The sequence below is a fragment of the Pseudomonas sp. TH34 genome (assembly GCF_016650865.1).
GTDB classification, from domain to species: domain Bacteria; phylum Pseudomonadota; class Gammaproteobacteria; order Pseudomonadales; family Pseudomonadaceae; genus Aquipseudomonas; species Aquipseudomonas yamanorum.
This window is the reverse complement of the sequence record NZ_JAEKFB010000032.1, coordinates 49422-74874: the sequence shown is the minus strand read 5'-3', so window position 1 is coordinate 74874 and position 25453 is coordinate 49422. Positions and strand designations below refer to the sequence as shown.

Below are 25453 nucleotides of genomic sequence, written 5' to 3'. Positions count from 1 at the left end.
GGCTTCTCCAGTCGGGGTTATTGCGGCAATGTCTGATGACGGGTTTCGACGGCAAACGGCAGGATCAGCACGCCCAGTACAAAGGCTGCGGCGGTCCAGGCAATCGGCGCGCCGATGGAGCCATACCAATGAATGGCGGCGGCCAGCAGGAAGTTGACGCCGGCGCCGATGAAACGCCCCACCGACGCGTTGAAGGCAAATGCGGTGGCGCGGATCCGGGTGGGATATTGTTCCGGCAACCACAGGGAAAAGATCGCGAAATTGCCGCCGAAAAAGCCGAGGAAGACCAGCGACACCATGAACAGGTGCAGGCCATCGTCCAGGTAAAACACCCAGCCAAAAGCAAAGATGATCGACGCCGCCATGCCGCTGAAATAAATCCCCAGGGCCATTCGCCGACCGAGTTGTTCGGCCAACCAGGGCGCCACCAGGCAACCGAGAATGGTGCTCAGGGACAGCACCGCCGCGCCAATCGACGCCAGGTGCACGGCGCCCACGTGGTCGATACCGGCGCGGGTCGCCAGGGTGACCACGGCGGTGGCTTCATACACGGAACCGGCCCATAGACCGACAATTGCCACCCCGACCAAGGCCGAGCTGGTCAAAGTGCGACGGCGAAAGGCCGGGGCGAAAATTTCCCACCAGGGCGCAGATGCACCTGCCTTGGGTGCGCTGCGCACGGCTTGCGGCTCCTTGACCTTCAGCGCGGTGTAGATCGCCACGACCGCCGGAAACAGCCCGCACAAGAACATCACGCGCCAGCCGTAAGTGGCGCCGACGGTGTAATTGAGCAGCGCGGCGATGAAAAAGCCCAGGTAGTAACCGGTTTGCAGATACCCGGCGCCCATCTTGCGCCGGTCCTCGGGCCAGCTCTCGGCCACGTAGGTGCCCGCCAGCGCCCACTCACCGCCGACGCCAATCCCGGCGATCAAGCGGAAAATCGCCAGTTGCCAGATGTTGTCGGAGAAGGCCGCCGCACCGGTAAAAATCGAGTACACCAGGATGCTCGCGGCCAGCACCTTGACCCGTCCGAAGCGGTCGGCCAGCGGGCCCCAGATAAACGACAAGCCCCAGCCCACCAGGAACAGGCCGAACATGATCGAGCCATACATGGCGATGTTCGCCGCCGTGGGGGCGAGCCCGGAATTGGGCAGCAACTCGGTCAGGGCGGGAATCAGCACCAGGGCGAAGATCACCGAATCCACACCATCCAGGACCCAGCCCAGGTACACCGCCCAGAAGCCACGAATCTGCTCGCGGGACAGCGGTGTTTTGTGGGGTTTTACCCTCGTTGCCGATGCGGTTAACGCTTTGGACATGACGACCTCCCATTGACCCTGATCGGGCCTATAGAAGCGCGGCGAGGCGCTTCGTTTATTGTGAAATCAATCTATGCCGGTCCTACATAAGCAACAAATATGAAATTCCTTTGGTCCCATCGGATTTTTATATAGAGTCGATTTTTTTGGGAGGCTCCCATGGACCTGCGCCAGTTGCGCTACTTCGTCAAAGTGGTCGAGTGCGCCAACATCACCCGCGCCAGCGAGGCGCTGCACATTGCCCAGCCCGCCATCAGCCAGCAGATGCGTAACCTGGAGCGGGACATGGACATGCAACTGCTCGAGCGCAGCGTGCAGGGCGTGGTGCCCACCGCCGCGGGCCAGACGTTGTACCGGCATGCCATCGAGTTGTTGCGCCAGGCCGACGGCACCCGCGAACTGCTGCGCCAGGACGCCGAATATCCCCAGGGCAAGGTCTCGGTCGGCATGCCATCGAGTACCGCACGGATGCTCGCGATTCCCTTGGCACGCACCATCCGCAGCCGCTATCCGGGGATCAAGCTGGAACTGATCGACGCTCCCAGCGCCGACCTGGGTGGGCTGATTACCGTGGGGCGGGTGGCGATGGCGGTGATTGTCGACGGGGTGCCGACCCGGAGCGTGGCGTCCCGACGCTTGCTCACCGAAACCCTGTACCTGGTGGCGTGGCCGGAGTTTGCCCTGGCGGACATGCCCGTCAGCATCGAGGCGCTGGCGAACATGCCGCTGGTGCTGCCGTGTGCGCCCAACACCATTCGCAGCCGTGTCGAGGCCGCCATGCAGGAAGCCGGGTTGCCGTTTGAGGTGGAGTTCGAAGCCAACTCCACCAACCTGTTGTTCTCGGCGGTGCAGGCGCGGTTGGGGGTGACGATTTTGCCGTGGGCGGCGGCCCATGTTGAGCTGGAGCAGCAGCAACTCAAGCTGGCGCGGATCGATCACCGGTTGTTCACCCGTGAACTGTCCCTGTGCTGGCCGGACACGGCGGTGCAGAGCAACGCGGTGCAGAGAGTCAGGGAGACGATCCTGGAGTTGTTCGAGGAGTTTGAACGCCAGCCGGTGTGGGCGGCGGGGTAATCCTCTGTGGTTCAAGCCAGGTGCTTCAGCCCACCCGGATAATTTTCGATACCAGCTCGACAATGGTCTTCGCCTGCAACTTTTTCATCAGGCGTGCCCGGTGAACCTCCACGGTGCGGTGGGAGATACCCAGGCGCTGGGCGATTTCCTTGGACTTGAGCCCGTTGACGATGTGCATGGCGATCTCCCGCTCCCGGGGCGTCAGGTCGTCCGTGCCCTGGTGGGTACGGTTGAGGCGCTCGAAGTGCCAGACCATCAGCTTGAAAGGGTCGTGCGGGGTCAAAGTGTAGCCGTGGGACCTGGCCCAAAACACTTCGCCGCTGTGGTGCTGCATGAAGCGCTCATCGGAGTAGGAGCCGTTCTTGCTGTCGAGCAACCAGTCATGGCTGCGCTTGCCGATGGCGTGATAGTCGGCCTGGGAGGGGTAGATCAACAGGGTCAACTGGTTGAGCAGTGCTTCACGCGGGTAGCCGAACAGCTGCAGGAAGGCTTCGTTGCAATCGAGTATCACCCGGTGGCTGGTGATCAGCTGTGGGGCCGGGGACACTCTGAACGCCAGGCGTTCGATGTCTTGGAGTTGGTGTGCGAAAACGCTCATCGGGCATCCTGCCTCAGGGGGTATCCGGCCCACGCTACTTATCCATGTAAGTAGTTGCACGAACTGGCAAGGGGGCTGTTCGGTGGGTCATTCTAAGGAATGTCCGCACCAAGCACAGAAGAAAATACACATGCCCGTTGATTGCGTTTCGATTGTTGCCGCCGGCCACTCACGGTTTGGCCGCCTGGAAGGCTCTACCCTGGAAGACTTGATCGTTCAGGTCACCCGCGAAGCCCTGGCGGATGCCGCCCTTGATGCGTCGGAAATCGACGCGTTGTTTCTCGGGCATTTCAACGCGGGGATGGTGCCCGACGGTTTCGCCGCCTCGTTGCTGCTGCAAGCCGACCCGGGATTTCGTTTCACGCCTGCCAGCCGTTGTGAAAATGCCTGCGCATCCGGTTCGGCAGCGATTCAGGCGGGGGTCAATGCCATCCTGTCCGGCAGCGCCGAACTGGTGCTGGTGGTGGGGGCCGAAAAGATGACCCACAACACCACCGCGCAGGTGACCCACGCGCTGGCCGGTGCCGGCTATCAGAATGACCCGGCCGAGGCGGGCCTGAGTTTCCCGCAACTGTTCGGCATGGCGGCCCGCCAATACGCCGAGCGCTACCATTGCCCGCTGTCATCCATGGCGGCCATCGCCACCAAGAACCACTCCAATGCCATGGCCAACCCCTTGGCGCAGATGCACCGGGTGATGGATTTCGAATACTGCAACAACGTCTCCCAGGGCAATCCGCTGGTGGCGCCGTCGTTGCGCCTGACGGACTGCTCGCTGATCAGCGACGGCGCCGCGGCGATTATCCTGGCCTCGCCCCAGCGGGCCCGGGCGTTTCGTCGTGATGTGCAGATCAGGGCAATGACCCAGGTGAACGACTTTCTGCCGATCGCCCAGCGCGACATCCTGGCGTTTGAGGGCCCGCAGCGGGCGATCCACTCGGCGTTGCGTGGGGCCAATGTAACCCTGGCAGACCTGAGTTTTGCCGAGGTGCATGACTGCTTTACCATCGCCGAGTTGCTGATCTATGAAGCCATGGGCCTTGCGCCCAAGGGCGAAGGGCATCGTGCCCTGGATAACGGCTCCGTGCGGGCGGGAGGGCGTTTGCCGGTGAACCTGTCCGGCGGGCTCAAGGCCAAGGGGCATCCGGTAGGCGCCACGGGCGTGTCGATGCATGCCCTGGCATTTCGGCAACTGACGGGGGAGGCAATCGGCCTGTCGGTGCCCAATCCCGAGTTCGGCCTGGTGTTCAACATGGGCGGCATGGCCGTGGCCAACTACGCCTCGGTGCTGCAAGCACGGCGGTACTGAGATGAATATTGCCAACTGGCTGCACGACACCCAACGCCGTGATTCGCAACGACCTGCGTTGTTCGAAGGGACTCGCCAGGTGGCGGACTACGCGACCTTCGCGGCACGGGTGCGGCAACGCGCTGCCGCCTTGGTCGACCAGCACGGCCTGGTGCCCGGCGATCATGTGGCGCTGCTGATGAAGAATTGCTGCGAGTACCTGGAACTGCTCTACGCCATCTGGTGGATCGGCGGTGTAGCAGTGCCGATCAACAGCAAATTGCACCCGGCGGAAGCGGCCTGGATTACCGATAACGCCCAGGCGCGATTGATCTTTACCGACGGCGGCCAGGTGTTTGCGCACGGGGCTTTGCCTGAAGGCTGTAGCGAGTGGGATGGGCGTGTCTTGCCGACCGCGTTCGCCGGCCCGACGCTGGATCAGCCTTGCCGCCGCGAGGATCAGGACCTGGCCTGGCTGTTCTACACCTCCGGCACCACCGGGCGTTCCAAGGGGGTGATGCTGTGTCACGGCAATCTGATTGCCATGTCGCTGTGTTACCCCACGGATGTTGACCCGGTCAGCGGCGATGACGCGGTGGTGTACGCCGCGCCGATGTCCCATGGCGCCGGGCTCTACAACTTTATCCATGTGCGCTGCGGTGCACGGCACGTGGTCCCTGAGTCCCGTGGTTTCGACGCTGGCGAGTTGTTCGTGCTGGCTGCCGGACTGGGCAATGTCTCGCTGTTTGCCGCGCCCACCATGGTCAAGCGGATGGTGGAACAGGCGCGGCGCGAGGGCTATGGCGGGGAAGGGATCAAGACCATCGTCTACGGTGGTGGCCCGATGTACCTGGCTGACCTGCAAGAGGCCGTCGACACCTTCGGCCCGCGCCTGGTGCAGATCTACGGCCAGGGCGAAACCCCGATGACCATCAGCGTGCTGCCCCGCGCACTGATCGCCGACCGGCAGCGCCCGGACTGGGTGACCCTGGCGGCCTCCGTTGGCCAGGCGCAGTCCTGTATGGAAATCCGCATCCTGGACGCCGATCACCAGCCCCTGCCGGCGGGGCAGCGCGGTGAAATTGCCGTGCGTGGCGCGACCGTCATGCAGGGTTACTGGCGCAACGAAGCGGCCTCCCGCCAGGCCCTGGTGGATGGCTGGCTCTTGACCGGCGACATCGGTTTTCTCGATTCGGCCGGCTACCTGACCCTCACGGATCGCTCCAAGGACGTCATCATTACCGGTGGCAGCAACGTCTACCCCCGTGAAGTGGAAGAGGTTTTGGCCCAGCATCCCGATGTGTTTGAAGTGTGCGTGGTGGGCGAGCCGGATGCGCAGTGGGGCGAGTCGGTGGTTGCTTTTGTGGTGACCCGCGGCGCGCAAACCCTCGATGAAAAGCTACTGGGTGCCTGGTTTATCGAGCGCATGGCTTCGTTCAAAAAGCCCAGGAAATACGTGTTTCGCGACGAGCTTCCCAAGAACAGTTACGGCAAAATCCTCAAGACCGACTTGCGGGCGTGGCTGAAACAGCAGAGCATCACCGCCGCTCACTGACCCCGCTTTTCATGGATAGACATCAGACAAGGAGTCCCATCGATGGGCATTCAACAGCAAGACACGGCCCGCAAGCGGCGCCGTGCGTTTCTCGGTGCCACTTCCGGTCACTTGATCGAGTGGTACGACTACGGCGTCTACGGCTTTCTGGCGGTCTACATCGGCCAGGCGTTTTTTGTCTCCGACGACCCCACCACCAGCCTGCTGGCGAGCTTTGCGGCATTTGCCCTGAGCTTCTTCATCCGGCCTCTGGGCGGGCTGTTTTTCGGCCCGCTGGCGGACAAGATCGGTCGACGCAAAACCCTGATCATGGCCCTGGTGATGATGACCGGCTCGACCTGCCTGCTGGGGCTGTTGCCGACTTACGCGACCCTGGGCATCGCCGCGCCGGTGTTGCTGATCCTGGTGCGTTGCGTGCAGGGCTTCTCGGCCGGCGGCGAGATTGGCACTGTCACCAGCTTTATCTCTGAATACGCCGGTCCCGGCCGCCGCGGGTTTGCCACTTGCTGGCTGATGGTCACGGCGGTGCTCGGCCTGTTGCTCGGCGGTGCGGTCGCCAATGGCATGACCTGGATCCTGGGCGCTGATTTGATGCAGGAATGGGCATGGCGCATTCCCTTTCTGATCGCCGCGCCACTGGGCATGATCTCCATGTACATCCGCTTGAAGCTGGAAGACAGCCCCGAGTTCCTGGCCCTGCAACGCGCCGGTGAAACCTCCAAGGCGCCCCTGCGTGAAGTCTGGCAGTGGAAGCGGGCGATCGCCCTGGTGTTCTTCATCATCACCCTGCACAGCTCGATCTTTTACCTCGTGCTGACCTTCGCCTCGACCTACATGTCGAAAATCCTCAAGTTCGACAGCGGCACCACTTTGCTCTACGTCTTCGTCGCCAGCTTCTCGGCGGCATTCGTGATGCCGTTTGGTGGTGCCTTCACCGACAAATACGGGCGCAAACCGTTCTTGCTGGTGATCGGCACGCTGGCCACCCTGGCCATGTTCTGGATGTTCAAATCGGCGCCCACGGCCACGCCGGCCTCGTTCTTCTGGCCGCTGATGGCGGTGGCGATTCTGTTCGGGCTGTATGCCTCGTCGACGTACGCGTTGATGAGCGAGCTGTTGCCCACGCGCATTCGCTCCACCGGGATCGCGGTGGCGTACAACATCCCGGTGGCGGTGTTCGGCGGCAGTGCGCCGCTGATCTCCACCTGGCTGATCAAGGTCACCGGCGACATCACGTCACCCTGGTACTTTTATGTGGCGACTGGGGCGGTGTCGTTGATTGCATTGGTGGTGCTGCGCAAAGAGGATTTTGTCGCCAGCGGCAGTCCAGTCGCAGTCCCCAGTGTCGCGTCGGCAACACTGGGGATGGCACCTACACCCTGAGGCCTCGGCAGGAGCGGTTCATGGATGCTCCAGATGACACCGCACTTGCTGACTCATCCCGCCGGTCAATCGCTGCGGCCGTTCGCACCCTTGGGTGCGGCGCGGGCAGCGATCCAGGAAAAAGCACCCGCCCGGCAATACCCGGTTCCCCGGCAACTCGGTGGGCGCACTGACGTAGGCATCATCCAGTGCCACCCCCAGCTTGGGGACGGCCTCCAGCAGCAGTTGGGTGTAGGGATGCTTCGGCTGCTCCAGCACTTGCTCGGCACACCCCAGTTCCACAATCTGCCCCAGGTACATCACCGCCACCCGGTCGGCCATATGCCGCACCACGGACACGTTGTGGGAGATCAGGATGTAGGTCAGCCCCAGCCGGCGTTGCAGCTCGGCCAGCAGGTTGAGGATTTGCGCCTGGACCGAGATATCCAGGGCCGAGGTCGGTTCGTCCAGCACCAGGATGCTCGGGTTGGAGGCGAGCGCGCGGGCGATGGCGATGCGTTGGCGCTGGCCACCGGAAAACTGGTGCGGGTAGCGGTCCAGGTATTCGGCGCGGATGCCCACTTGGGCGGCGACCTTGGCGGCGATGGTGCGCATTTCACCCTTGGGCGTGTCGCCGAGGGCGAACAGCGGCTCGGTGATGATTTTCCAGATGGGCAGGCGCGGGTCGAGGGACGATTGCGGGTCCTGGAACACGATCTGTACATGACGGTGACGTTCCCGGGCGCTTTCATAGACCCAGTCGACTTCGCCGTCGCTGGGCTTGACCAGGCCCATCAACAGTTGGGCGAGGGTGCTTTTACCGCAGCCGGATTCGCCGACAATCCCCAGGGTTTCCCCACGGCGCACCTGCAAGTCGATGCCGTTGAGGGCGTGGGCATAACCGCGCGGGCGGCCCAGCCAGTCGGTTTTTACCGGGAACTTGACCCGTACATCCCGCAGGGCCAGCAGTGAATCTTGAGGCACTGTCATTACACCGACTCCCCGGCAGTCAGCCAGCACGCGCTTTTGCGGGTGCCGACAGGGTTGATCAGGTTCAGGCGCGGGCGCTCGATGCATTGGCTCATGGCCTGGGGGCAGCGTTCGCGGAAGGTGCAGCCTGAGGGCAGGGCGGCGAGGTTGGGCACCTGGCCGGGGATGGTCAGCAGGTCGTCGCCGGGCTTTACCTGTTCCGGCAAGCCGCTGAGCAGGCCTTGGGTGTAGGGATGGCGCGGATCGCTCATCACCTGGGCGGTCGGGCCTTCTTCTACCACCGCGCCGGTGTACATCACGTAGACCCGGTCGCAGAACTGCGAGACCACGGCCATGTCGTGGGTGATCAGCAAGATCGCGGTGCCGCGCTCCCGGGCTTTTTCCCGCAGCAGCAACAGCACCTGGCGTTGCACGGTGACGTCGAGGGCGGTGGTGGGTTCGTCGGCGATCAGCAACTGCGGGTCGCAGGAAAACGCCAGGGCGATCATCACCCGCTGGCGCATGCCGCCGGACAGTTCGAAAGGGTAACTGTCGAGCACTTGCTCGGGGTCGGCGATGTGCATGTCCCGCAGCAGGGCGATGGCCTTGGCGCGGGCGGCAGCCTTGCTCAGGCGCTGGTGGTGGATGATCACGTCGAGCATCTGCCGGCCAATGCGCCGGGTCGGGTTCAGCGCGGTCATCGGCTCCTGGAAGATCATCGCCGCGTCACGCCCGCGAATCTGCAACAGCTCTTTTTCGCTGGCGCCGAGCATGTCGCGGCCAAGCATCTGCAAGCTGCCGGCGGTGATCCGGTAACTGCGCTCCGGCAGCAGGCGCAGGCTGAGCATCGCGGTCACGGATTTACCGGAGCCGGACTCTCCCACCACGCCGACGACTTCGCCGGGGTTGACGTGCAACGACACGCCGTTGAGTGCCTGGACGTTGTTACGGTAAGCCGGGAATTCCAGGCTCAGGTTATCGATGGCAAGGACTGCCGGACTAGACATGGTCATTTCCCCTGTTGCCGTGGGTCGAGCAGGTCACGAACACCGTCACCCAGCAGGTTGAAACCGGTCGCGGTGACCAGGATCGCCAGCCCCGGAAAGGTCGAGTACCACCAGTTGTCGAGAATGAAATTGCGCCCGGTGGCAACCATCGCGCCCCATTCGGCGGTGGGCTGTTGCGCGCCCAGGCCGATGAAGCCCAGGGCCGAGGCCATCAGGATCGCGCTGCCGATGTCCAGGCTCAGTTGCACCAGCAACGGCGGCATGGCGTTGCGGCCCACGTGCCACGACACGATGTGCCAGCGCCCGGCGCCGAAGGTCTGGGACGCCTTGACGTAGCCCATCTGGCGAATGCTCAGGGCTTGCCCGCGGGCCAGGCGCACGTAGAACGGAATGCGCACCACGGTGATCGCCAGCATCGCGTTGAACAGGCTCGGGCCCAGGGCGGCGGCCAGCGCCATGATCAGCACCAGGGACGGCACCGACAGCATGATGTCCATCAGGCGCATGATCAGGCTGTCGAAACGCCCGCCGATGATCCCCGACAGGCAGCCCAGCAGCCCGCCCACCAGGCACGAGGAAAACGCCACGAACAAGCCGACGCCCACCGACTGGCGGCTGCCGTACAACACCCGGCTGAACAGGTCGCGGCCGACTTCATCAGTGCCGAACCAATGTTCGGCGGAGGGCTCGGCCAGGCGTTGGGCCAGGTTCAACGCGTTGGGATCATGGCTGGCCAGCCACGGAGCGAAGGCCATGCAGATCAGCACGATCAAGGTGATGGTCAGGCCGGCGATGGTCAGCGGGCTGCGGCGTATTTGATAGCCCAGGTACTCCATTCGCGCACGCCAGGTGGGGCGTTGCTCGAGGGGCACCGGTACGGGCATGGTCACGGGTGCGGTCATCTCAGTTCACCTCGCCGATGCGTGGGTCGACCACCCGGTAGAGCAGGTCGATCAGTATGTTCAGCAGCACATAAATAAACGACACCATGATCGCGAAGCCCATCACCGCCGGGAAATCCAGGGACTGGATCGACTTCACCACATAGGCGCCCATGCCTGGCCAGGCGAACACGGTTTCGGTGAGCACGGCGCCGTACAGCAGGTCACCGAGGGTCAGGCCGAGCACGGTGATCGACGGGATCAGCGCATTGGGCAGGGCGTGGCGCAGGATCACCGCCCAGCGCGACAGGCCGTAGGCACGGGCGGTACGGATGTAGTCCTCGCCCAACTGGTCGAGCATCGCCGAACGGATCTGCCGGGCGACCACGCCGAGGTTGACGAAACCCAGGGTGACGGCGGGCAGGATCAGGTGCTCCAAGGCATTCAGGAACAGCGGGATATCGCCGGCCAGCAGCGAGTCGATCAGGTAGAACCCGGTAATGGTGCGGGGCGGTTCGAGGCCTTCATCCAGCCGACCGCTGCCGGGCAGCCAGCCGAGTTGGCCGTAAAACAATACGATCAGGCCCAGGCCGAGCCAGAAGGCCGGCGTGGAAATACCGGTGACCGCCAGCGTTCGGGCGATCTGGTCGATGGCGCGGTTGTGATACACCGCTGACAGCACGCCAAGGGGGACGCCTACCAATACGGAGAGCAACAGGGCGGCGACCGCCAGTTCCAGGGTCGCGGGGAAGAAAGCTTTCAGGTCTTCAAGCACCGGGCGGCTGGTGCGGATCGACGTGCCGAGGTCGCCGTGCAGCAGGTCGCTCATGTAGCGGCCATATTGCTGGTACAGCGGCAGGTCGAGGCCCAGTTGATGACGGATGTTCTCGACGATGGCGTCGCTGGCCCGGTCGCCGGCAATCAGGCGTGCCGGGTCACCCGGGATCAGGTGAGAGATGCAAAAGGTAATCAGCGAAACGCCGACGACGACCAAAATCAGGCCGAACAGGCGTTTGCGCAACATATTCAGGAAGGCCATGAGGGCTCCTCGGTAACACAGGACAGACGGCATTCATCCAGGCGCGCTGGCTTGTGTGGGAGCCGGGCTCGCCCGCGATGCAGGCACCTCGGTCTGTCAGGCAGGCTGAGGTGATGCTATCGCAGGCAAGCCAGCTCCCACACAAGCCCGCTCCCACATTTGATCGCGTGTTACTTGCTGATCTCAGCCACGTTGAACACCTGCTCCAGCATCGGATGGAACACATAACCCTTCACCGAATCACGCATCGGCAGGGTGTAGTTCTTCTGATACAGGTAGGCGTACACGCTGTCCTTGAGCACGATCTTCTGGGCTTCCTGGTACAGCTCGGTGCGCTTGGCCGTGTCATTGTTGGCCGCCGCGTCGCGAATCAACTTGTCCACCACCGGGTTGCTGTAGAACGAGCGGTTGCCCGGCAGCCCTTGCAGGGACGAGTCGAACCAGAAGTTCATGTACATGTAGGGATCGGAGAAGTCCGGCGCCCATGAGCCGATGGACACGTCGAAGTCACCCTTGCCCAGGCGCTCGCGCATGGTGGCGTTGGCCAGTTTTTCCATCTTCAGGTTGATCCCCAGCGGCGCCAGGCTGGCTTGCAGGGTCAGGCCGATGGATTCCCAGTCAGGGTCCTTGTCGGAGTACATGTAGTTCAGGGTGGTGATTTTTGTCGGGAGCTTCTTCAGGTTGGCGCCGGCGCTGTCCAGGTCCTGTTTCATCATTGGCAGGCTCGGGTCATTGGCCCACATGCCGGCGGGAATCGGCCCGTTCATCAACTTGGCCTGGCCCTTGAGGATGCCGTCGACAATGCCTTTGTAGTCCACCGCATCAACGATTGCCTGGCGGGCGTTCTGGTTGTTCAGCGGGGCTTTCTGGTTGTTCAGGTACAGGTAGGTCACCCGCAGCGACGGGAACTCCTTGATCACCACGTCTTTCTTTTTGGCCAGGTTGGTGAGCTGGTCCTGGGGCATGTCTTCGGCAATGTCCAGGTCACCGCGTTCCAGTTGCAGGCGGCGTACCGAGGCTTCGCTGATGATCTTGATCACCACCTTGTTCAGCGCGGGCTTGGCGCCGGCGTAGTAGGTGTTGGGTTCCAGGGTCAGGCTCTGGCCTTTCTGCCAGTTGGTCAGGCGGAACGCGCCGGAACCGGCGGTGTGGGTGGACAGGTAGGCGTTGACGTCGCCCTGTTTCACCACGTCCGGGTTGATGATGCCGGCGCCGTTGTGGGCGAGGGTGTAGAGGAAGGGCGCGTAGGGTTTGGTCAGGGTGAAGCGCACGGTCAGCGGGTCGACCACGGTGACTTTCATGTCATCCGGGAACGCGCCCGACGGGCCTTGCTTGAGCTGCATCACGCGGTCGAAGGAGAACTTCACCGCATTGGCGTCGACCTCGGCGCCGTCATCGAACTTGTTGCCGGGCTTGAGTTTGAAGTCCCACACCAGGCCGTCGGCCGAGGTGGTCCAGCTGTCGGCCAGGTCGCCCTTGACGTCGGTGCTGCCCTTGCCGTTTTCGACTTTGTAGGCCACCAGTTTCTGGTACGCCGGGTACGTCACCGCCCAATCGTTATTGTCGATGGTCACGGCCGGGTCGAGGGTTTGCGGGTCGGCGGCCTTGCCGATCATCAGGGTGTCTTTGGGGGCGGCGGCACTTGCCGATTGCCACGCGCCCAGGCTCAGGGCGGCGCACAGCAGGGAGAGTGCGAGGGTCTTGCGGTTGCTTGGGGTCATGCCGGTTTCCTTGATTATTTAGAGGAAAAAGCGGGTTGGTTTATTTTTATGAAATCTATAACCGGGCAGTTGGAGCTAAAGGGTGCTGCTAATTATTGTGATGGTACGGTCCTTGTGATCAGTGTGACTCCTCAATTAATGGGAAAAGTTCGGCATCCGGCAATTCGTAATGCCACCACTCGGTGGCAATCGCCTTGAAGCCGGCGCCGAGCATGATGCCCAGCAACAGCAGGCGGTTGCGCTGCACCTGCGGCGGCAGGTCGGGGTAGAACTGGTGGGACTTGGGCTCCATGGCATCAAACGCCGTGCCCATGTCCAGGGGTGTGCCGTGTTCATCAATCAGTGTCAGGTCGACGGCCACGCCACGGGTGTGATGCGAGCCCAGGCGCGGGTCGCGCACGTAGTCCGGGTTGGGCAGGGCTTGCCACAGCAGTTGCTGGGCGTAGGCCGGCCGATAGGCGTCGTAGATCAGCAGGGTCATGCCGGCCTGGCGTGCCAACAGGCTTGCCTTGCGCAGGCAGGCCGCCGCTTCGGTGTGCAGCAGGCAGCGGGCGTTGCGGTAGATAACGGTGCCTGCCAGGTTGTCGGCACTGGCGTAGATCAGGTCGACCTGTACCGGGTATTCCGGTGGGGCGATTTCTACCAATGGGCTGGTATTCACTCAAAGATTTCCTTTCCAGGGTCAGGATTCGAACTGGCCGAAGGCCTGTTGCAGGGCGCGGTTTTTTGCCAGGCGTGCATCCAGTCGCTCGCCGTAGCGGTCAGCGACGGCAGACACCATCAGGTTGAACAGGCACGTCAGGGGGGCCATGGAGTCCCAGAATTGGCCGACATCGGTTTTCAGTTGCAGCAGGTCCAGGTCGTAGTCCCGGGCCCAGGGGCATTGCAAATCGGTGATCAGCGCCAAGGGTAGACCCTGGGCATTCGCGGTCTCGCAGAACGTGGGCGTGATGCTCGAATACGCGCGGAAGTCCGCCGTGATGGCGTAGGGTTTTTCAAAACCGGAGTTCAGGGTTTCGGCGTAGATCCCCGACAGGCCGTCGACGTAATAGACCTTGGGGCGAATGTATTCCAGGTGACTGTGGAACGCGTTGAGGATGCCCCGGGTGGACTGGATGCCGAGGATGAACACGGCGTCGGCGTCCACGATGTGCTGCACGATGTCGGCGAAACCCTGGCTGCGGGCCAGGCCATAGACGTGCTGGATGGCTTCGATCTCGCGGTTGAGGGAGCGGTCGAGGGCGTCTTCCTGATCGTTCTCCTGGCGAAAGGCACCCAGGCGGTCGGTGATCAGCCAGGACGCTTGCGGGTCGCCGCGCAGGCCTTGCTTGACGTCATCGAGGTTGCGATAACCCAAGGCGCGCAAAAAACGCCCCACTGAAATCCCGGTGGTGCCGGCTTGCTGGGCGATGCTGTCGGCGGTTTCGAACGGCAGCTGTTGCAGGTTGCCCAGCAGGTAGGTGGCGATGCGTTTGCCGGTGGGCGTCAGCGTCGGGAACTGCTGTTCCAGCGTGCGCTGGAAGCTGTTTTTATCCATGACGTTTTCGCGCAGACCGGTCATTGATGTTACTCAGATTTCATGATTTTGATGTCTGTTAGAAACATAACATCGGCAATCGCGATAACACAATGGCTTTTTTTCGAGCGGGTACGCAGGAGGGGGACAGCGGCGATCAAGGCCGCTGGGGTTTCACCGAAGTACCAAAGGTATTGCCCATGCGCACGCTGGTCGCCGCCGGGGTAGAGAGCCCGATCTGGTTCGGCTTGCGTTTTTCGATGGGCACCTGTTGCGCTTCCTGGTTCTTTTGCGTGGCCTTGGCGGCGTCCGGGTTGTTACCCATCTGCTGGCTCAGGCAGCCATAGTCCGGCGCCTTATAGCCATCCACATTGACCTCGGCGCAGCCACCGGGTGTGCCTTCGGCGTGGGCCATCAGCGGCAGGGTTGCACACAGCAACAGGCTGGCGAGGGTCGGGAACAGGTTCATCGGTGCCTCCTGGCGCGCCTTGGGAAATGGGCGGGTATGGGGCGAAAGTGTAGTGCAGCGGGCTGCCCGTCACCGTGATGTTTTTTTTGCTGGCACCGTAACATCAGGTTCATAAACGGGCCTCAGGATGACGGTTTTGTAGGCTATGTCGGACGTGTTGCGATGCTGAGCAGGGGGGCTTGGAGGCGCGCGGGCTGCTGCCTGGCTCTGCTGTTGGGGCTGGCGCAAAGCGTGCGCGCCGAAGTGATCCTGGACCTGCCTGCCCAGAACCTGGACAACGCCCTCCAAGCGTTCAGCCGTGCCACCGGCATGGCGGTGCTGGTGGATCGCGAATTGACCCGGGGCCGGCGTTCCATCGGTGTACATGGCCGCTACAGCGCGCAGCAAGCCCTGGGCCTGCTGCTGACAGGGAGTGGCTTGATGGCGCGTTATGCCCGCAGCGATGCGTTCACCCTGCAAGTCCCCGAGGTCAGCCAGCCGGCAACGACGCGGGGACTGAAGGCCGGCCATGCAGCACGGATCAACAACAGCTACGCCACGGCCTTGCAGCAGGCGATCGAGCGCAGTTTGTGCCGTTCGCCCCTGACCCGCCCCGGCAGTTACCGCGCGCTGGTGCAGGTGTGGGTCAGCGGTGACGGGGTGATCGAACACAGCCGCCTGGTCAGCTCCACCGGTGACCTGCAGCGTGACGAAGCGCTGGTACGCGGCTTGGGCGCCACCCGTGTCGAACGCCCGGCGCCCAGTTCACTGCGCTTGCCGGTGACCTTACTTTTGATGCCCGATTCAACAGGAACACGCATGGAATGCACAGCAGGGGAAGGAGTTTCCGGGGCATGAAAGACACCGGCCACAGCACGATGGTCAGCCTGTTCCTGGCGTCCTACGAGGACTTCAAGGTACGCCTGCGCAAGCGCCTCGGGTCCGAGGACCTGGCCAACGACGTGCTGCACGAAACCTACCTGCGGGTCGACCGCATGGACGTGCCGCCGAACCTGGCGCAACCCAATGCCTACCTGTACCGCATGGCCCTGAACATCGCCGCCGACCGACGCCAGGCGGATGCGCGGCTGCTGACCGGCAGTGAAGTCGAAGAGCTGCTGCAGACAGCCGATGAAGCCCAGGACCCCTCGCGGGTGGTGGGTGGCCAGCGGGAAATCCAGTCCTTGCTCAAGGCCCTCTACGAACTGCCGGCGCGACGGCGCCAGATCCTCATCGCTGCGCGCCTGGAAGAGGCGCCGCACCTGGAAATCTCCAAGCGTTTCGGGATTTCCACGCGCATGGTCGAAAAGGAAATCAAGGCCGGGCTGGGCCACTGCGCGCAGCGCCTTGAAAGAAAAGTGATCCAGCGGTTCGGTCCCGGGGCCGGAAAACCGTCTTAGTGATTGAGTCCCTGATAATCCGTTGAGTACCTGCGCGCTTGAACATTTTTAACTTCTCCGCTGCCCGGAATACCCCAGACAGCCCCCTGCACGATGAAGCGCGTGACTGGCTGGTGCTGCTGACTTCGGGCCGGGCCACCGTTGCGGATGCCAAAGCGTTGCGCCAGTGGTGCGCCCAGAGTCCGGAACATGCCCGGGCGTTCGAGCAGGCCAAGGTGTTGTGGCAGCAATTGGCTCCGGCCGCCGAGCAGGTTTCCCGTCCACGGCATTTTGGGCGGCGGGCGTTTTTGGGTGGGGCGATTGCGGCGTCGGCGGCGGTGTTTATGGTGCGGTTTACCGCGCCGGGTGGGTTTGCGGGGTTGACGGCGGATTATCGCACCGAGGTTGGGGAGCAGCGGCGGGTGGAGTTGGGTGAGGGGGTTCGGCTGGAGCTCAATACCCAGACGCGGATCAGTCGGCGTGAGGGGGGATTGAGTTGGTGGAGGGGGAGGTTGAGGTGGTTGCCAATGCGGCGATGCCGCTCCAGGTTCAGGCTGGTGGAGGGTGGTTGAGTGCGGCTCGGGCGCGGTTCAATGTGCGCAATACGGATCACAGTGTGTGTGTGACGTGCATTGATGGGGCGCTGTTGGTGGCTGTGGGTGGGCGTACGGTTCGGCTTGAGGGTGGGCGGCAACTGACTTATGACGCTGGCGGTGTGGGTGAGCCGGTGGCGGTGGATGTGCAGGCGGTGGTGGCCTGGCGGGAGCAGGTGTTGGTGTTTGATAACGCGACGTTGGCGACGGTGGTGGATGAGATTAATCGCTATCGGCCGGGGATGTTGCTGCTGATGAATGCGGAGTTGGGCAAGCGGCGGGTGCAGGCGCGGTTTAGTTTGCATCAGTTGGCGGGGGTGGCGCTTTTGATTCGCGATGCGTATGGGGCCAAGTGTACGGAGTTGCCGGGGGGTGGTTTTGTTGAGTTAAGCGGTGGTGTGAATATCCGTTATTTAGGTAACGGCTGCTTATGGTTTCGCTCTTACAGCGACTCACTTTGGAAAAGCCCCAAAGTAAGCAAAGGGCTCTGCCCCGCCTGTCGGCGCCTCGCTGGGGCTCGGCGTTCCCTCACTCCGGCATTGCTCCGCGGGCCGCCGCGACGGGCCATCCATGGCCCGGCGCGGCTAAACCGGCGTCCTGCCGGTTTACCCGCTCCGCACTGCCTGCGTTCGGCCTCGGGCTTATTGGGGCAGTCAGATCAAGATCAAAAGCAACAGCACAGCGGCCTCCCGGCCGGCTTGAGTGTTAGAAGCCAGATCAAAAGCCAGAGCGAAAGCAAAGCTGCTTTTCTGTGGGAGCTGGCTTGCCTGCGATGCAGACAACTCGGTACATCAGGTACACCCAGTTGATGCCATCGCAGGCAAGCCAGCTCCCACATTTGGACCGCGCCCGCTTTAGATTTTGATTTGGCTTTTGCTCTTCAACACTCAAGCCGGCCGGGAGGCCGCTGTGCTTTTGCTTTTGATCTTGATTTTGATCTTAGGCGCCCCGTTAAACCACGCTGGCCGAACGCAGGCTTTGGAGCGTGGGTAACCTGGCAGGACGCCAGGTTAGCCGTCCTGGGCCAAGGATGGCCCATGACGGCGGCCCACGGTCCAAAGCCGGAGTGAGGGCACACCGAGCCTAGGCGAGGTGCCGAGTGGTGGGGCAAGAGCGTTTTGCTTACTTTTGCGCTTTTCAAAAGTGAGCCGCTGTAAGAGCGGAACCAATATCAGCCATCACCCAAATAACGGATATGTACACGCCCCCCAAAAAGCCCTACCGCAGGAGCCCAAAAACCTGCCGATACCGCTCCACCCCCTGACCCGCCTCCCGCACCAGAACCACCTCAACCCCCAGCGGTTCCTCCTGCCGATTCCCACTCAACTGCCGCCACCCCTTGTCCCAAACCCGCACCTGCAAATCCCTGACCTGCCCAAGCACCGCCACCGTATCCCTGGGTGCCGGTAGCGGATACCGATCCCGCGCCGGTGCCGCCGCCCGATACAGCGTGTCCCCCTTGAGCCACCACCGCACCCGCTGCAACCCATCCCCAGGAACCGGCGCACTCCGGATCACCTCCAACCGAAACCCCTTGCTATCCGAACTCCTCACCGACACCGCCGCCAACCCCCCAGGCTTCGGCGCCTCATCCCCAATCGGCGGCCCCAACTCAACCCCCGCACGCAAACTCAGATCCAGCTGCATCTGGTTCAGCGCCCGCAACAAGGTCTCAGTCTCCTCACTGCTGGCCTGCAAGTGCTGATCAGCACGGGTCACACTGTCCAGCCCACGCCAGGCAATCACACTGACCACCGCCATCAACATGATCGCCACCATCACCTCAATCAGCGTAAAACCCTTCTGGTCACTCATGACTCACCACCCGCAACAACCCCGCCGCATCCCGTTGCAAACTCAGGCTGTGTTGCCCATCCGACAGCACCACCCGCATCGGCGGGTTTACCCATTCGGCATCCAGCACCAGGTTCTTCCCGGGCTCGATGCGCACCTGCATCGGCGTGCTGTCCCAGGCCCGCGGGCGCAGTTGCTGATCGCCACTGAAGTCCTCCAACCCCAACCCGTCATCCGTCACGCGGCTAAAGCGAAACCCCTTGGCATCCGCCTTCCAGGTAATCGCCCGGCCATCCGCGCGAGCCTCGGCCTGGGCCACCTGCAGCAACTGGCTCAGGCGTTCCGCGTCCTTGCGCAGCAGGTGCAGCGGATCAGGCTTGATGCTCAGGCTGATGGCCGCACTGGCGATGCCGATGATCACCAACACCACCATCAGCTCGATCAACGTGAAGCCCTGCTGTTTCATTTTTTGCTCCCTGATCAACCGCTGAAATAAAAAGGTGTGAATTGCCCTGTAGCCTGAGGCGACGGACAAACAGGAGGTCCCGCCCATGGCATTCACCCATCGTTTTTCACCCGCCCATGGCGTCCAGGCCTTGGCGTTGCTGGCAGCGCTGGCAGGGGTGGCGACCTGGACGCCGTTGCTGCTCACGTCGGCCGAGTCCCACACCCCGCAGGCCGCGCCCCAGGCATTAGTCTCCCGCAGTGACAACCCTGCCGTGCAGTGGTTTTCCAATACCCCGGCGGTGATGCAGATCAAGGTCTCCGGGGTGCTTGCCGGTGCCCGTGGTGCGGTGGCCATCCTCAGCCTCAACGACGGGCCGCCCCGCAGTTTTTTGTTGGGTGAGCGGCTAAGCCCCGGCGTGCGCTTGACGGCCATTGAAGGCGATAGCGTGGAGATCGAACGTGGTAATGAAAAAATCCGCGTGCCCCTCGACAAGTTGCCCGACGGCCCGGCCTTGCCAAGCCTCACTCGGCAGTAACCGCGCGCTTCACCGGCGGGCGCCCCATCAAGGTTTCCAGGCGCGCCAGGGGTGGCGCTTCACGGGTCGCGTCCAGCACCCGAACGCTGACTTGGAACAGCCGCCCATCCGGCCCGTTGCTGATGGTCTGTTCGCAGCGCAATTTCAGCCGGCCCTGGTCGCAGTCGAAGGTCTTGCGCCCGGGACTCACCCGACCTTCCAGGCGCAGTTCCGCCAGGCGACTCTGGGCCGCCAGCAGCGCCATCGACTTGTCCCGCAGCAGCCCGTTGCTGGTGGTCATCAGCCCGGCCACGCGCACGGCTGCGGCCATGGCCACGGCGATGATCGCCAGTGCCACCAACACTTCAATCAGGGTGAAACCTTGCTCGTTGCGGGGGCCGCCCATGGCGTACTCAAAACCGGGAATCAGGCCCGCAGACTAGCCCCCGCAGTTGACCGATTGGCGACCAAAGCTCCCGAGGATTTTCAACATGACTGACATGTGTTCTTGCAACACTGCGCCACGAAATGCACTCAAGCCAAGGAATGTCGAGATGGATATCGCACACTTCACCTCCCCACGCAGGCAGCGTGGTTTCACCTTGATCGAGATCATGGTGGTCGTGGTGATCCTGGGGATTCTGGCGGCGCTGGTGGTGCCCAAGGTGCTCGACCGCCCGGACCAGGCGCGGGCCACGGCCGCCAAACAGGACATTGGCGGGCTGATGCAGGCCCTGAAACTCTACCGCCTTGACCACGGTTCTTATCCCACCATGAACCAGGGCTTGAAGGTGTTGGTGGAGCGCCCGGCCGACGCGAAAAACAGCAACTGGCATGCCTACCTCGAGCGCCTGCCCAACGACCCGTGGGGCAACCCCTATCACTACCTCAACCCAGGGGCCAACGGCGAAGTGGATGTGTTCTCCCTCGGCGCCGACGGGAAACCCGATGGTGACGGCGTGAATGCCGATATCGGCTCCTGGCAGCTGTAAGGCCGGCGATGAACAGCCATTCGCCCCCAGCGGCGAAGCAGCGCGGCATGGCGATTATCAGCGCCTTGCTGATCGCGGCCGTGGTCGCGGTGATTGCCGGTGCCATGCTCACCCGGCAGACCGTGTTCACCCGCAGCCTGGAAGCCGAACAACTGCGTATCCAGGGGCAATGGTTGTTGAATGGTGGCCTGGAAACCAGTCGCCAACTCCTGTGGGATGCGCGCCGCCAGGATGTATTAACCCGGCTCGATCAACCGTGGGCACGGCCCCTCGGCGGTGCTTTCGAGGGGCGGATTGAGGATGAGCAGGGCAAGTTCAACCTGCGCAATCTTGTGACCCAACAACACCCGGACGCCGTGCAATTGCAGAGCTTCGAACGCCTGTGCCAGTTGATCGGCATCGAGCCGGCCGTGAGTCGCCGCATCAGCCGGCGAGTGATCGACTCATACGACCAGCGCGAGCTCGGCGCCTCACTCACCGGCGGCTTCAACAGCAGCCGCGATACCTCGCCCGGAACGGCGGCGCCATTGATTCCAGCCAAGTACCCCATGCTGCGCAGCCTCATTGACCTCAGTGGTATCGAAGGCCTCGACCCGCGCCAACTGCGGCGCATGGCGAGCTACGTCAGCGTGCTGCCCGGCAATACATGGGTCAACGGCAATACCGCCAGCGCCGAGGTGCTCAGTAGCGTGGTGCCGGGGCTTAGCCTGTCGCAGGCCCAGGCCCTGGTGGCCGAGCGCGACGGCGGGCGCTGGTTTATCAATCGCGGAGATTTCGTCAACCGGTTGCGCATGCCACAGGTCGCGGTGGACACGGTGCAGGTGGGGATCACCAGTGAGTGGTTTCGCGTGCAGGGCCAGGTCCGTCGCGAGCAGCGTCGGGTGACGTTGGAGGCGTTGCTGTATCGCCCGGAAGACCGTCAGCCCCAGGTGATCTGGTCGCGGGTGGGCGTATGAAGCGTTTGCGAATCGGCTTGCCGCCACTGGATGAACTCACCACCGAGAGCCAGGTGCAGTTCGCCTGGCTGGACCGCGCCGGACAGGTCAGCCAGCTAGGCCAGGGCAGCCTGGCGCAACTGGCGAATAATCCGGCGGCGTTTTTTCTGCACCCGCGGGACAGCCTGCTGACCAGCCTGGAGCTGCCGCAATTGCCCTCCGCCAAGGTTGACGACGCAGTGACGTGCGCGGCCCAGGCATTGATCCTGGGCCCGTTGGAGTTGATGCATGTGGCCCACGGTCCACGGGAAAGCAGCGGACGGGTGCAGGTGGGCTGGTTGCCCAAAAGCAGCCTTGAACACCTGGGCCGGATAACCACCCAATTGAAAATCAAAGTGCGCGGCCTATACCCGGCACCGTATGCGTTGCCAGTCAGCGAGCCACCCAGCGCGGCATTCAGCGACGGGCATTTGCTGCTGCGCCTCAGTGTCCAGCAGGGTGCGGTGCATCCGTTGGGACAGCCCGCGCTGGATGATCTGCTCGCCACCGGCGTCGATGTGCATCAAGTGACCGGCGATGCCCGTTGGGCTGGGCCATTGCCGGGCTGGGGTTTGCACGGTCGGCTTCAGCAGGCGGCCACCGGTGGCTGGGGCAGGGCGGCGGCGTGCACGATGCTGGCGGTCGCCATCTGGACCCTGGGCCTGAATCTCTACGCCACCCGCCAGGTCGAGGAAGGCCAGCGCCTCAAGGCGCAGATGAGCCAGCAAGTGCGCCAGGCCTTTCCCGAGCTGCCGGTGATTCTCAACCCGCTGCAACAAGCCCGTCAGCAATTGGCCGCACGCCAGAGTGGCGCGGCGGCTGAGCCGGGCCAGCGTTTTACCGGCTTGCTGGCGCTGGCGGGTAGCAGCCTGCCGTCCATGGCGGGCAGCGTCGAGAGCCTGAGCTACGAGCAAGGCCGTTTGCAGGTGAGCCTGCTGCCCGACACCTGCAGTCCGGCGCTGGCGGCGGACGCGCAGGCGCTGCTGGCCCAGGCCGGGTTCAGCGCCACCCGCGACGACCAGGGCTGGACCCTCGGCCCGCTCGCCGAGCGCGTTGAAGCCGATGCAGACGATGAGGCCGAAGATGAATAAGCGTTGGCAGCTTATGCGCAGCCGGGCTCAGGTGTTCTGGAATGGCCTGGCCGTGCGTGAAAAACGTCTGCTGGTGGGTGCCGGCCTGGTGCTGGCGGGGCTGCTGACCTGGTTGCTGTTGATCCAGCCACCGCTGAAGAAAATCGACTACTGGCAAGCCGAAACCCCGAAACTGCGCAGCCAGGCCGAGGCCTTGCAGGTGCTGCTGCAAGGCGTCGCCCCAGCCCCGCGCAGCAGTGACCTGGAAACCGCCTTGCACCAGTCCCTCGACAACGCCGGGTTGCAGGGCCGCTATCAATTGCAGCCGCAGGACACCGGCAGCTGGCGCCTGACCTTCGACGATGCCCCGGCGGACGCGGTGATCGACTGGCTGCTGGCCAACCCCCGGCCGTTCTCCCTGGAAGTCTCTGCGGCCCGCCTGCAACGCGCAGGCGAGGCCACCCCTTCAAACTCGGCCGGCACCTTGTCCGGGACCGTTCGCATGGATCAGGCGCCTGGCGCTAAGGAAGCTTCATGAAGTGGTCATTGCCCAACGCTGCGCCTTATCGCAAGGTCGCCCCTTTGCTCTTGTTGGCGCTGGGAGCGTGCAGCAACCCCCAATCCTCCGCGCCGTTGCTGGTGGACAGCGAGCTCGGCCAACCCCTGGCCGACACCCGGCGCAGCGGCGACACACCACTGGACCGCCAGCGCGAAACCGTGCCGCCACCCCGGGTGCAACACCCGGTGACCAACAGCGCCCGCAGCCATGGCGCCGCACCGGCCAGGGCGCGCAACCCGCTGGGTGATCAACCGGTACAACTGAACTTCGTCGACGCCGATATCCAGGCGGTGGTGCGCGCCTTGTCCCGCGCCACCGGCCAGCAATTCCTGGTGGACCCGCGTGTCAAAGGCAACCTCACGTTGGTCAGCGAAGGCCAGGTACCGGCGCACCAGGCCTACGACATGCTGCTGGCGGCGCTGCGTATGCAGGGCTTCAGCGTGGTCGACGTAGGCGGCGTGGCCCAGGTGGTGCCTGAGGCGGACGCCAAGCTGCTGGGCGGGCCGATCTACAGCGGCGCCAACCCGGACGGGCAGGGCATGCAGACCCGCACCTTCCGCCTGCAATACGAAAACGCGGTGAACCTGATCCCGGTGCTGCGCCCGATCGTGTCGCCGAACAACCCGATCAACGCCTACCCCGGCAACAACAGCATCGTGATCACCGACTACGCGGAAAACCTGGCGCGGGTGGCACAGATCATCGACGGCATCGACACCCCGAGCGCCATCGACACCGACGTGGTGAAAGTGCAGAACGGCATCGCCGTGGACATCGCCGCCATGGTCTCGGAACTCCTCGAAACCCAGGGCGCCGACCAGACCCAGAAGATCAACGTGATCGGCGACCCGCGCTCCAACTCCATCATCATCCGCGCCGGCAGCCCGGAGCGCACGGAACTGGCGCGCAACCTGATCTACAAGCTCGACAACGCCCAGAGCAACCCGAGCAATATGCACGTGGTGTACCTGCGCAACGCCCAGGCCGGCAAGTTGGCGCAGTCGCTACGGGGTTTGCTCACTGGTGAGAGCGACACCGGTACCAGTGATAATGCCCGTGGCAAGTTGAGCAGCATGGGCGGCAACACCCAGGGTGGCCAGGGCAGTACCCAGAACAGCAGCGGCACTCCCACCGGCAGCGGCACTGTCCAGCCCAGTGGTTACGGGCAGGACACCAGCAGCACCGGAGCCTCTTCCCCTACCGACCAGAACACCGCGTTCAGCGCCGGTGGCGTGACGATCCAGGCGGACGCCACCACCAACACCTTGCTGATCTCGGCGCCGGACCCGCTGTATCGCAACCTGCGGGAGGTGATCGACATGCTCGACCAGCGTCGCGCCCAGGTGGTGATCGAGAGCCTGATCGTCGAAGTGGGTGAGGACGATGCCAGCGAGTTCGGGGTGCAGTGGCAGGCGGGCAACCTGGGCGGGAAGGGGGGCTTTGGCGGGGTGAACCTGGGGGGCAGCGGCTTGAATGGAACCCCCACCAGCAAGACCAGCATTGATGTGTTGCCCAAGGGTTTGAACATCGGGCTGGTGAATGGCTCGGTGGACATTCCGGGGATTGGCAAGGTGCTGGACCTCAAGGTGCTGGCCCGGGCATTGAAGAGCAAGGGCGGGACCAATGTGTTGTCGACGCCGAACCTGCTGACCCTGGATAACGAGGCGGCGAGTATTTTTGTGGGGCAGACGATTCCGTTTGTCACCGGCAGTTATGTGACGGGCGGCGGCGGCACGAGCAATAACCCGTTCCAGACGGTGCAGCGCGAGGAAGTGGGGCTGAAGCTGAACGTGCGGCCGCAGATTTCCGAGGGGGGACGGTGAAGCTGGATATTTATCAGGAGGTCAGCAGCGTCGACACGCGGGCTTCGGTGGATGCCGGGACGGTGACGAACAAGCGGGCGATTGATACGAGTATTTTGCTGGATGACGGGCAGATCATGGTACTTGGCGGGCTGTTGCAGGATGGGTATAGCCAGAGCAATGACGCGGTGCCTTGGTTGTCGGATATTCCGGGGTTGGGGGCGCTGTTCAGGAATGAAAAGCGCAGTGTGACGAAGACTAATTTGATGGTGTTTTTGCGGCCCTACATTATTCGTGACGGTGGGGCGGGGCGCAGTATTACGCTGAATCGCTATGAGTTTATGCGCAGGGCCCAGGGTGGGTTGCAGCCGGAGCATAGTTGGGCGATGCCGGATGTGCAGGCGCCGCAGTTGCCTTCGGTGGATAAGGCGATTCCCGGGGGCAGGGGGTTAGGGCGGTGATTCGGGCGGTGCCGCGGTGATTTGGGTTTTGGATGGGGGCATATCCGTTGCTGCGGTAACGGCCACCTATGGTTCCGCTCTTACAGCGGG

At 63.3% G+C, this 25453-nt stretch carries 24 protein-coding genes and 2 pseudogenes; 13 read left to right on the top strand and 13 right to left on the bottom strand.

Annotation, left to right across the window (positions count from 1 at the left end):
- Nucleotides 1-17: 17 nt before the first annotated feature.
- Entirely contained in the window at nucleotides 18-1319 is a 1302-nt protein-coding gene (locus JFU58_RS24610; RefSeq protein WP_201142608.1) for an MFS transporter, read from the bottom strand.
- Nucleotides 1320-1478: 159 nt separating this feature from the next.
- Between JFU58_RS24610 and JFU58_RS24605 the strand changes: the two genes are divergently transcribed.
- Nucleotides 1479-2393: a LysR substrate-binding domain-containing protein gene (locus JFU58_RS24605; RefSeq protein ID WP_177027092.1), complete on the top strand. Its 915-nt coding sequence runs from the start codon at nucleotides 1479-1481 to the stop codon at nucleotides 2391-2393.
- 25 nt (nucleotides 2394-2418) lie between these two features.
- Here JFU58_RS24605 and JFU58_RS24600 read toward each other — a convergent pair whose 3' ends face one another.
- Complete coding sequence (locus tag JFU58_RS24600; RefSeq protein ID WP_063029114.1) at nucleotides 2419-2991, bottom strand: LuxR C-terminal-related transcriptional regulator; 573 nt, start codon at nucleotides 2989-2991, stop codon at nucleotides 2419-2421.
- A gap of 130 nt (nucleotides 2992-3121) precedes the next feature.
- Between JFU58_RS24600 and JFU58_RS24595 the strand changes: the two genes are divergently transcribed.
- Genes JFU58_RS24595 through JFU58_RS24585 form a run of 3 tightly spaced genes read left to right on the top strand, consistent with a single transcriptional unit; the run spans nucleotide 3122 to nucleotide 7217 of the window.
- The gene (locus tag JFU58_RS24595; protein WP_017475346.1) at nucleotides 3122-4300 is read left to right on the top strand and encodes an acetyl-CoA acetyltransferase; all 1179 of its coding nucleotides are present in this window, start codon (nucleotides 3122-3124) and stop codon (nucleotides 4298-4300) included.
- A 1-nt stretch (nucleotide 4301) separates the two neighbouring features.
- Nucleotides 4302-5834: a class I adenylate-forming enzyme family protein gene (locus JFU58_RS24590; RefSeq protein WP_201142607.1), complete on the top strand. Its 1533-nt coding sequence runs from the start codon at nucleotides 4302-4304 to the stop codon at nucleotides 5832-5834.
- A gap of 42 nt (nucleotides 5835-5876) precedes the next feature.
- Nucleotides 5877-7217, top strand: a complete 1341-nt coding sequence (locus JFU58_RS24585; protein ID WP_093208662.1) for an MFS transporter — start codon at nucleotides 5877-5879, stop codon at nucleotides 7215-7217.
- A gap of 18 nt (nucleotides 7218-7235) precedes the next feature.
- On the opposite strand, the gene JFU58_RS24580 is transcribed toward JFU58_RS24585, so the two are convergent.
- The 8 genes from JFU58_RS24580 to JFU58_RS24545 form a co-directional block, all read right to left on the bottom strand.
- Nucleotides 7236-8186 (bottom strand): oligopeptide/dipeptide ABC transporter ATP-binding protein, encoded by a 951-nt coding sequence (locus JFU58_RS24580; protein ID WP_017475343.1) that lies wholly within the window; start codon nucleotides 8184-8186, stop codon nucleotides 7236-7238.
- The gene (locus tag JFU58_RS24575) at nucleotides 8186-9178 is read right to left on the bottom strand and encodes an ABC transporter ATP-binding protein (protein ID WP_093208668.1); all 993 of its coding nucleotides are present in this window, start codon (nucleotides 9176-9178) and stop codon (nucleotides 8186-8188) included. Before JFU58_RS24575 ends, JFU58_RS24580 begins: the two co-directional genes overlap by 1 nt.
- Nucleotides 9175-10056, bottom strand: coding sequence for a D,D-dipeptide ABC transporter permease (gene ddpC / locus JFU58_RS24570; RefSeq protein ID WP_032868129.1), 882 nt, complete (start codon nucleotides 10054-10056; stop codon nucleotides 9175-9177). Before ddpC ends, JFU58_RS24575 begins: the two co-directional genes overlap by 4 nt.
- 19 nt (nucleotides 10057-10075) lie before the next feature.
- A complete protein-coding gene (locus JFU58_RS24565) occupies nucleotides 10076-11092 on the bottom strand; it encodes an ABC transporter permease (RefSeq protein WP_201142606.1) in 1017 nt (338 codons plus the stop codon).
- A gap of 170 nt (nucleotides 11093-11262) precedes the next feature.
- A complete protein-coding gene (locus JFU58_RS24560) occupies nucleotides 11263-12813 on the bottom strand; it encodes an ABC transporter substrate-binding protein (protein ID WP_063029124.1) in 1551 nt (516 codons plus the stop codon).
- A 118-nt stretch (nucleotides 12814-12931) separates the two neighbouring features.
- Nucleotides 12932-13474 carry a D-alanyl-D-alanine dipeptidase gene (gene ddpX / locus JFU58_RS24555; RefSeq protein ID WP_063029126.1) on the bottom strand — a complete coding sequence of 181 codons (543 nt, stop codon included), beginning with the start codon at nucleotides 13472-13474 and terminating at the stop codon, nucleotides 12932-12934.
- Between the two features lie 21 nt (nucleotides 13475-13495).
- Nucleotides 13496-14350, bottom strand: coding sequence for a MurR/RpiR family transcriptional regulator (locus tag JFU58_RS24550; protein WP_063033943.1), 855 nt, complete (start codon nucleotides 14348-14350; stop codon nucleotides 13496-13498).
- Between the two features lie 136 nt (nucleotides 14351-14486).
- Nucleotides 14487-14798, bottom strand: coding sequence for a hypothetical protein (locus tag JFU58_RS24545; RefSeq protein WP_063029128.1), 312 nt, complete (start codon nucleotides 14796-14798; stop codon nucleotides 14487-14489).
- 162 nt (nucleotides 14799-14960) lie between these two features.
- On the opposite strand from JFU58_RS24545, the gene JFU58_RS24540 reads away from it, so the two are divergent.
- From JFU58_RS24540 to JFU58_RS24530, 3 genes and pseudogenes are all read left to right on the top strand, one after another.
- Nucleotides 14961-15635, top strand: a complete 675-nt coding sequence (locus JFU58_RS24540) for a secretin and TonB N-terminal domain-containing protein (RefSeq protein ID WP_063029130.1) — start codon at nucleotides 14961-14963, stop codon at nucleotides 15633-15635.
- Nucleotides 15632-16177: an RNA polymerase sigma factor gene (locus tag JFU58_RS24535; protein WP_017475334.1), complete on the top strand. Its 546-nt coding sequence runs from the start codon at nucleotides 15632-15634 to the stop codon at nucleotides 16175-16177. Before JFU58_RS24540 ends, JFU58_RS24535 begins: the two co-directional genes overlap by 4 nt.
- A 38-nt stretch (nucleotides 16178-16215) precedes the next feature.
- Nucleotides 16216-17123 (top strand): annotated as a pseudogene (locus tag JFU58_RS24530) (FecR family protein); the annotation flags it as partial.
- Between the two features lie 844 nt (nucleotides 17124-17967).
- On the opposite strand, the gene JFU58_RS24525 reads toward JFU58_RS24530, so the two are convergent.
- Both JFU58_RS24525 and gspH read right to left on the bottom strand, forming a co-directional pair.
- Nucleotides 17968-18564, bottom strand: a complete 597-nt coding sequence (locus tag JFU58_RS24525) for a type II secretion system protein GspJ (protein ID WP_201142605.1) — start codon at nucleotides 18562-18564, stop codon at nucleotides 17968-17970.
- Nucleotides 18557-19009, bottom strand: coding sequence for a type II secretion system minor pseudopilin GspH (gene gspH / locus JFU58_RS24520; protein ID WP_063029136.1), 453 nt, complete (start codon nucleotides 19007-19009; stop codon nucleotides 18557-18559). The genes JFU58_RS24525 and gspH overlap by 8 nt, the downstream gene beginning before the upstream one ends.
- Before the next feature lie 85 nt (nucleotides 19010-19094).
- Between gspH and JFU58_RS24515 the strand changes: the two genes are divergently transcribed.
- Nucleotides 19095-19526 carry a type II secretion system protein N gene (locus JFU58_RS24515; RefSeq protein WP_201142604.1) on the top strand — a complete coding sequence of 144 codons (432 nt, stop codon included), beginning with the start codon at nucleotides 19095-19097 and terminating at the stop codon, nucleotides 19524-19526.
- Here JFU58_RS24515 and gspI read toward each other — a convergent pair.
- Nucleotides 19513-19911 (bottom strand): type II secretion system minor pseudopilin GspI, encoded by a 399-nt coding sequence (gspI, locus tag JFU58_RS24510; RefSeq protein ID WP_063029140.1) that lies wholly within the window; start codon nucleotides 19909-19911, stop codon nucleotides 19513-19515. The two genes, JFU58_RS24515 and gspI, sit on opposite strands and share 14 nt — an antisense overlap.
- A gap of 148 nt (nucleotides 19912-20059) precedes the next feature.
- On the opposite strand from gspI, the gene gspG reads away from it, so the two are divergent.
- The 5 genes and pseudogenes from gspG (at nucleotide 20060) to gspD (ending at nucleotide 25383) form a co-directional block, all read left to right on the top strand.
- The gene (gene gspG / locus JFU58_RS24505) at nucleotides 20060-20497 is read left to right on the top strand and encodes a type II secretion system major pseudopilin GspG (RefSeq protein WP_201142603.1); all 438 of its coding nucleotides are present in this window, start codon (nucleotides 20060-20062) and stop codon (nucleotides 20495-20497) included.
- Nucleotides 20498-20505: 8 nt separating this feature from the next.
- Nucleotides 20506-21453 carry a type II secretion system minor pseudopilin GspK gene (gene gspK, locus JFU58_RS24500; protein ID WP_158536942.1) on the top strand — a complete coding sequence of 316 codons (948 nt, stop codon included), beginning with the start codon at nucleotides 20506-20508 and terminating at the stop codon, nucleotides 21451-21453.
- Complete coding sequence (gene gspL, locus JFU58_RS24495; RefSeq protein ID WP_201142602.1) at nucleotides 21450-22562, top strand: type II secretion system protein GspL; 1113 nt, start codon at nucleotides 21450-21452, stop codon at nucleotides 22560-22562. Before gspK ends, gspL begins: the two co-directional genes overlap by 4 nt.
- The gene (gspM, locus tag JFU58_RS24490) at nucleotides 22555-23079 is read left to right on the top strand and encodes a type II secretion system protein GspM (protein WP_201142601.1); all 525 of its coding nucleotides are present in this window, start codon (nucleotides 22555-22557) and stop codon (nucleotides 23077-23079) included. Before gspL ends, gspM begins: the two co-directional genes overlap by 8 nt.
- Nucleotides 23076-25383 (top strand): annotated as a pseudogene (gspD, locus tag JFU58_RS24485) (type II secretion system secretin GspD). Before gspM ends, gspD begins: the two are co-directional and overlap by 4 nt.
- Nucleotides 25384-25453: the final 70 nt, after the last annotated feature.

Bases quoted from the DNA above. Each gene is read 5' to 3' on its own strand.
- JFU58_RS24610 (WP_201142608.1), bottom strand. From the start codon at position 1,319: ATGTCCAAAGCGTTAACCGCATCGGCAACGAGGGTAAAACCCCACAAA.
- JFU58_RS24605 (WP_177027092.1), top strand. From the start codon at position 1,479: ATGGACCTGCGCCAGTTGCGCTACTTCGTCAAAGTGGTCGAGTGCGCC.
- JFU58_RS24600 (WP_063029114.1), bottom strand. From the start codon at position 2,991: ATGAGCGTTTTCGCACACCAACTCCAAGACATCGAACGCCTGGCGTTC.
- JFU58_RS24595 (WP_017475346.1), top strand. From the start codon at position 3,122: ATGCCCGTTGATTGCGTTTCGATTGTTGCCGCCGGCCACTCACGGTTT.
- JFU58_RS24590 (WP_201142607.1), top strand. From the start codon at position 4,302: ATGAATATTGCCAACTGGCTGCACGACACCCAACGCCGTGATTCGCAA.
- JFU58_RS24585 (WP_093208662.1), top strand. From the start codon at position 5,877: ATGGGCATTCAACAGCAAGACACGGCCCGCAAGCGGCGCCGTGCGTTT.
- JFU58_RS24580 (WP_017475343.1), bottom strand. From the start codon at position 8,186: ATGACAGTGCCTCAAGATTCACTGCTGGCCCTGCGGGATGTACGGGTC.
- JFU58_RS24575 (WP_093208668.1), bottom strand. From the start codon at position 9,178: ATGACCATGTCTAGTCCGGCAGTCCTTGCCATCGATAACCTGAGCCTG.
- ddpC (WP_032868129.1), bottom strand. From the start codon at position 10,056: ATGCCCGTACCGGTGCCCCTCGAGCAACGCCCCACCTGGCGTGCGCGA.
- JFU58_RS24565 (WP_201142606.1), bottom strand. From the start codon at position 11,092: ATGGCCTTCCTGAATATGTTGCGCAAACGCCTGTTCGGCCTGATTTTG.
- JFU58_RS24560 (WP_063029124.1), bottom strand. From the start codon at position 12,813: ATGACCCCAAGCAACCGCAAGACCCTCGCACTCTCCCTGCTGTGCGCC.
- JFU58_RS24550 (WP_063033943.1), bottom strand. From the start codon at position 14,350: ATGGATAAAAACAGCTTCCAGCGCACGCTGGAACAGCAGTTCCCGACG.
- JFU58_RS24545 (WP_063029128.1), bottom strand. From the start codon at position 14,798: ATGAACCTGTTCCCGACCCTCGCCAGCCTGTTGCTGTGTGCAACCCTG.
- JFU58_RS24540 (WP_063029130.1), top strand. From the start codon at position 14,961: ATGCTGAGCAGGGGGGCTTGGAGGCGCGCGGGCTGCTGCCTGGCTCTG.
- JFU58_RS24535 (WP_017475334.1), top strand. From the start codon at position 15,632: ATGAAAGACACCGGCCACAGCACGATGGTCAGCCTGTTCCTGGCGTCC.
- JFU58_RS24525 (WP_201142605.1), bottom strand. From the start codon at position 18,564: ATGAGTGACCAGAAGGGTTTTACGCTGATTGAGGTGATGGTGGCGATC.
- gspH (WP_063029136.1), bottom strand. From the start codon at position 19,009: ATGAAACAGCAGGGCTTCACGTTGATCGAGCTGATGGTGGTGTTGGTG.
- JFU58_RS24515 (WP_201142604.1), top strand. From the start codon at position 19,095: ATGGCATTCACCCATCGTTTTTCACCCGCCCATGGCGTCCAGGCCTTG.
- gspI (WP_063029140.1), bottom strand. From the start codon at position 19,911: ATGGGCGGCCCCCGCAACGAGCAAGGTTTCACCCTGATTGAAGTGTTG.
- gspG (WP_201142603.1), top strand. From the start codon at position 20,060: ATGGATATCGCACACTTCACCTCCCCACGCAGGCAGCGTGGTTTCACC.
- gspK (WP_158536942.1), top strand. From the start codon at position 20,506: ATGAACAGCCATTCGCCCCCAGCGGCGAAGCAGCGCGGCATGGCGATT.
- gspL (WP_201142602.1), top strand. From the start codon at position 21,450: ATGAAGCGTTTGCGAATCGGCTTGCCGCCACTGGATGAACTCACCACC.
- gspM (WP_201142601.1), top strand. From the start codon at position 22,555: ATGAATAAGCGTTGGCAGCTTATGCGCAGCCGGGCTCAGGTGTTCTGG.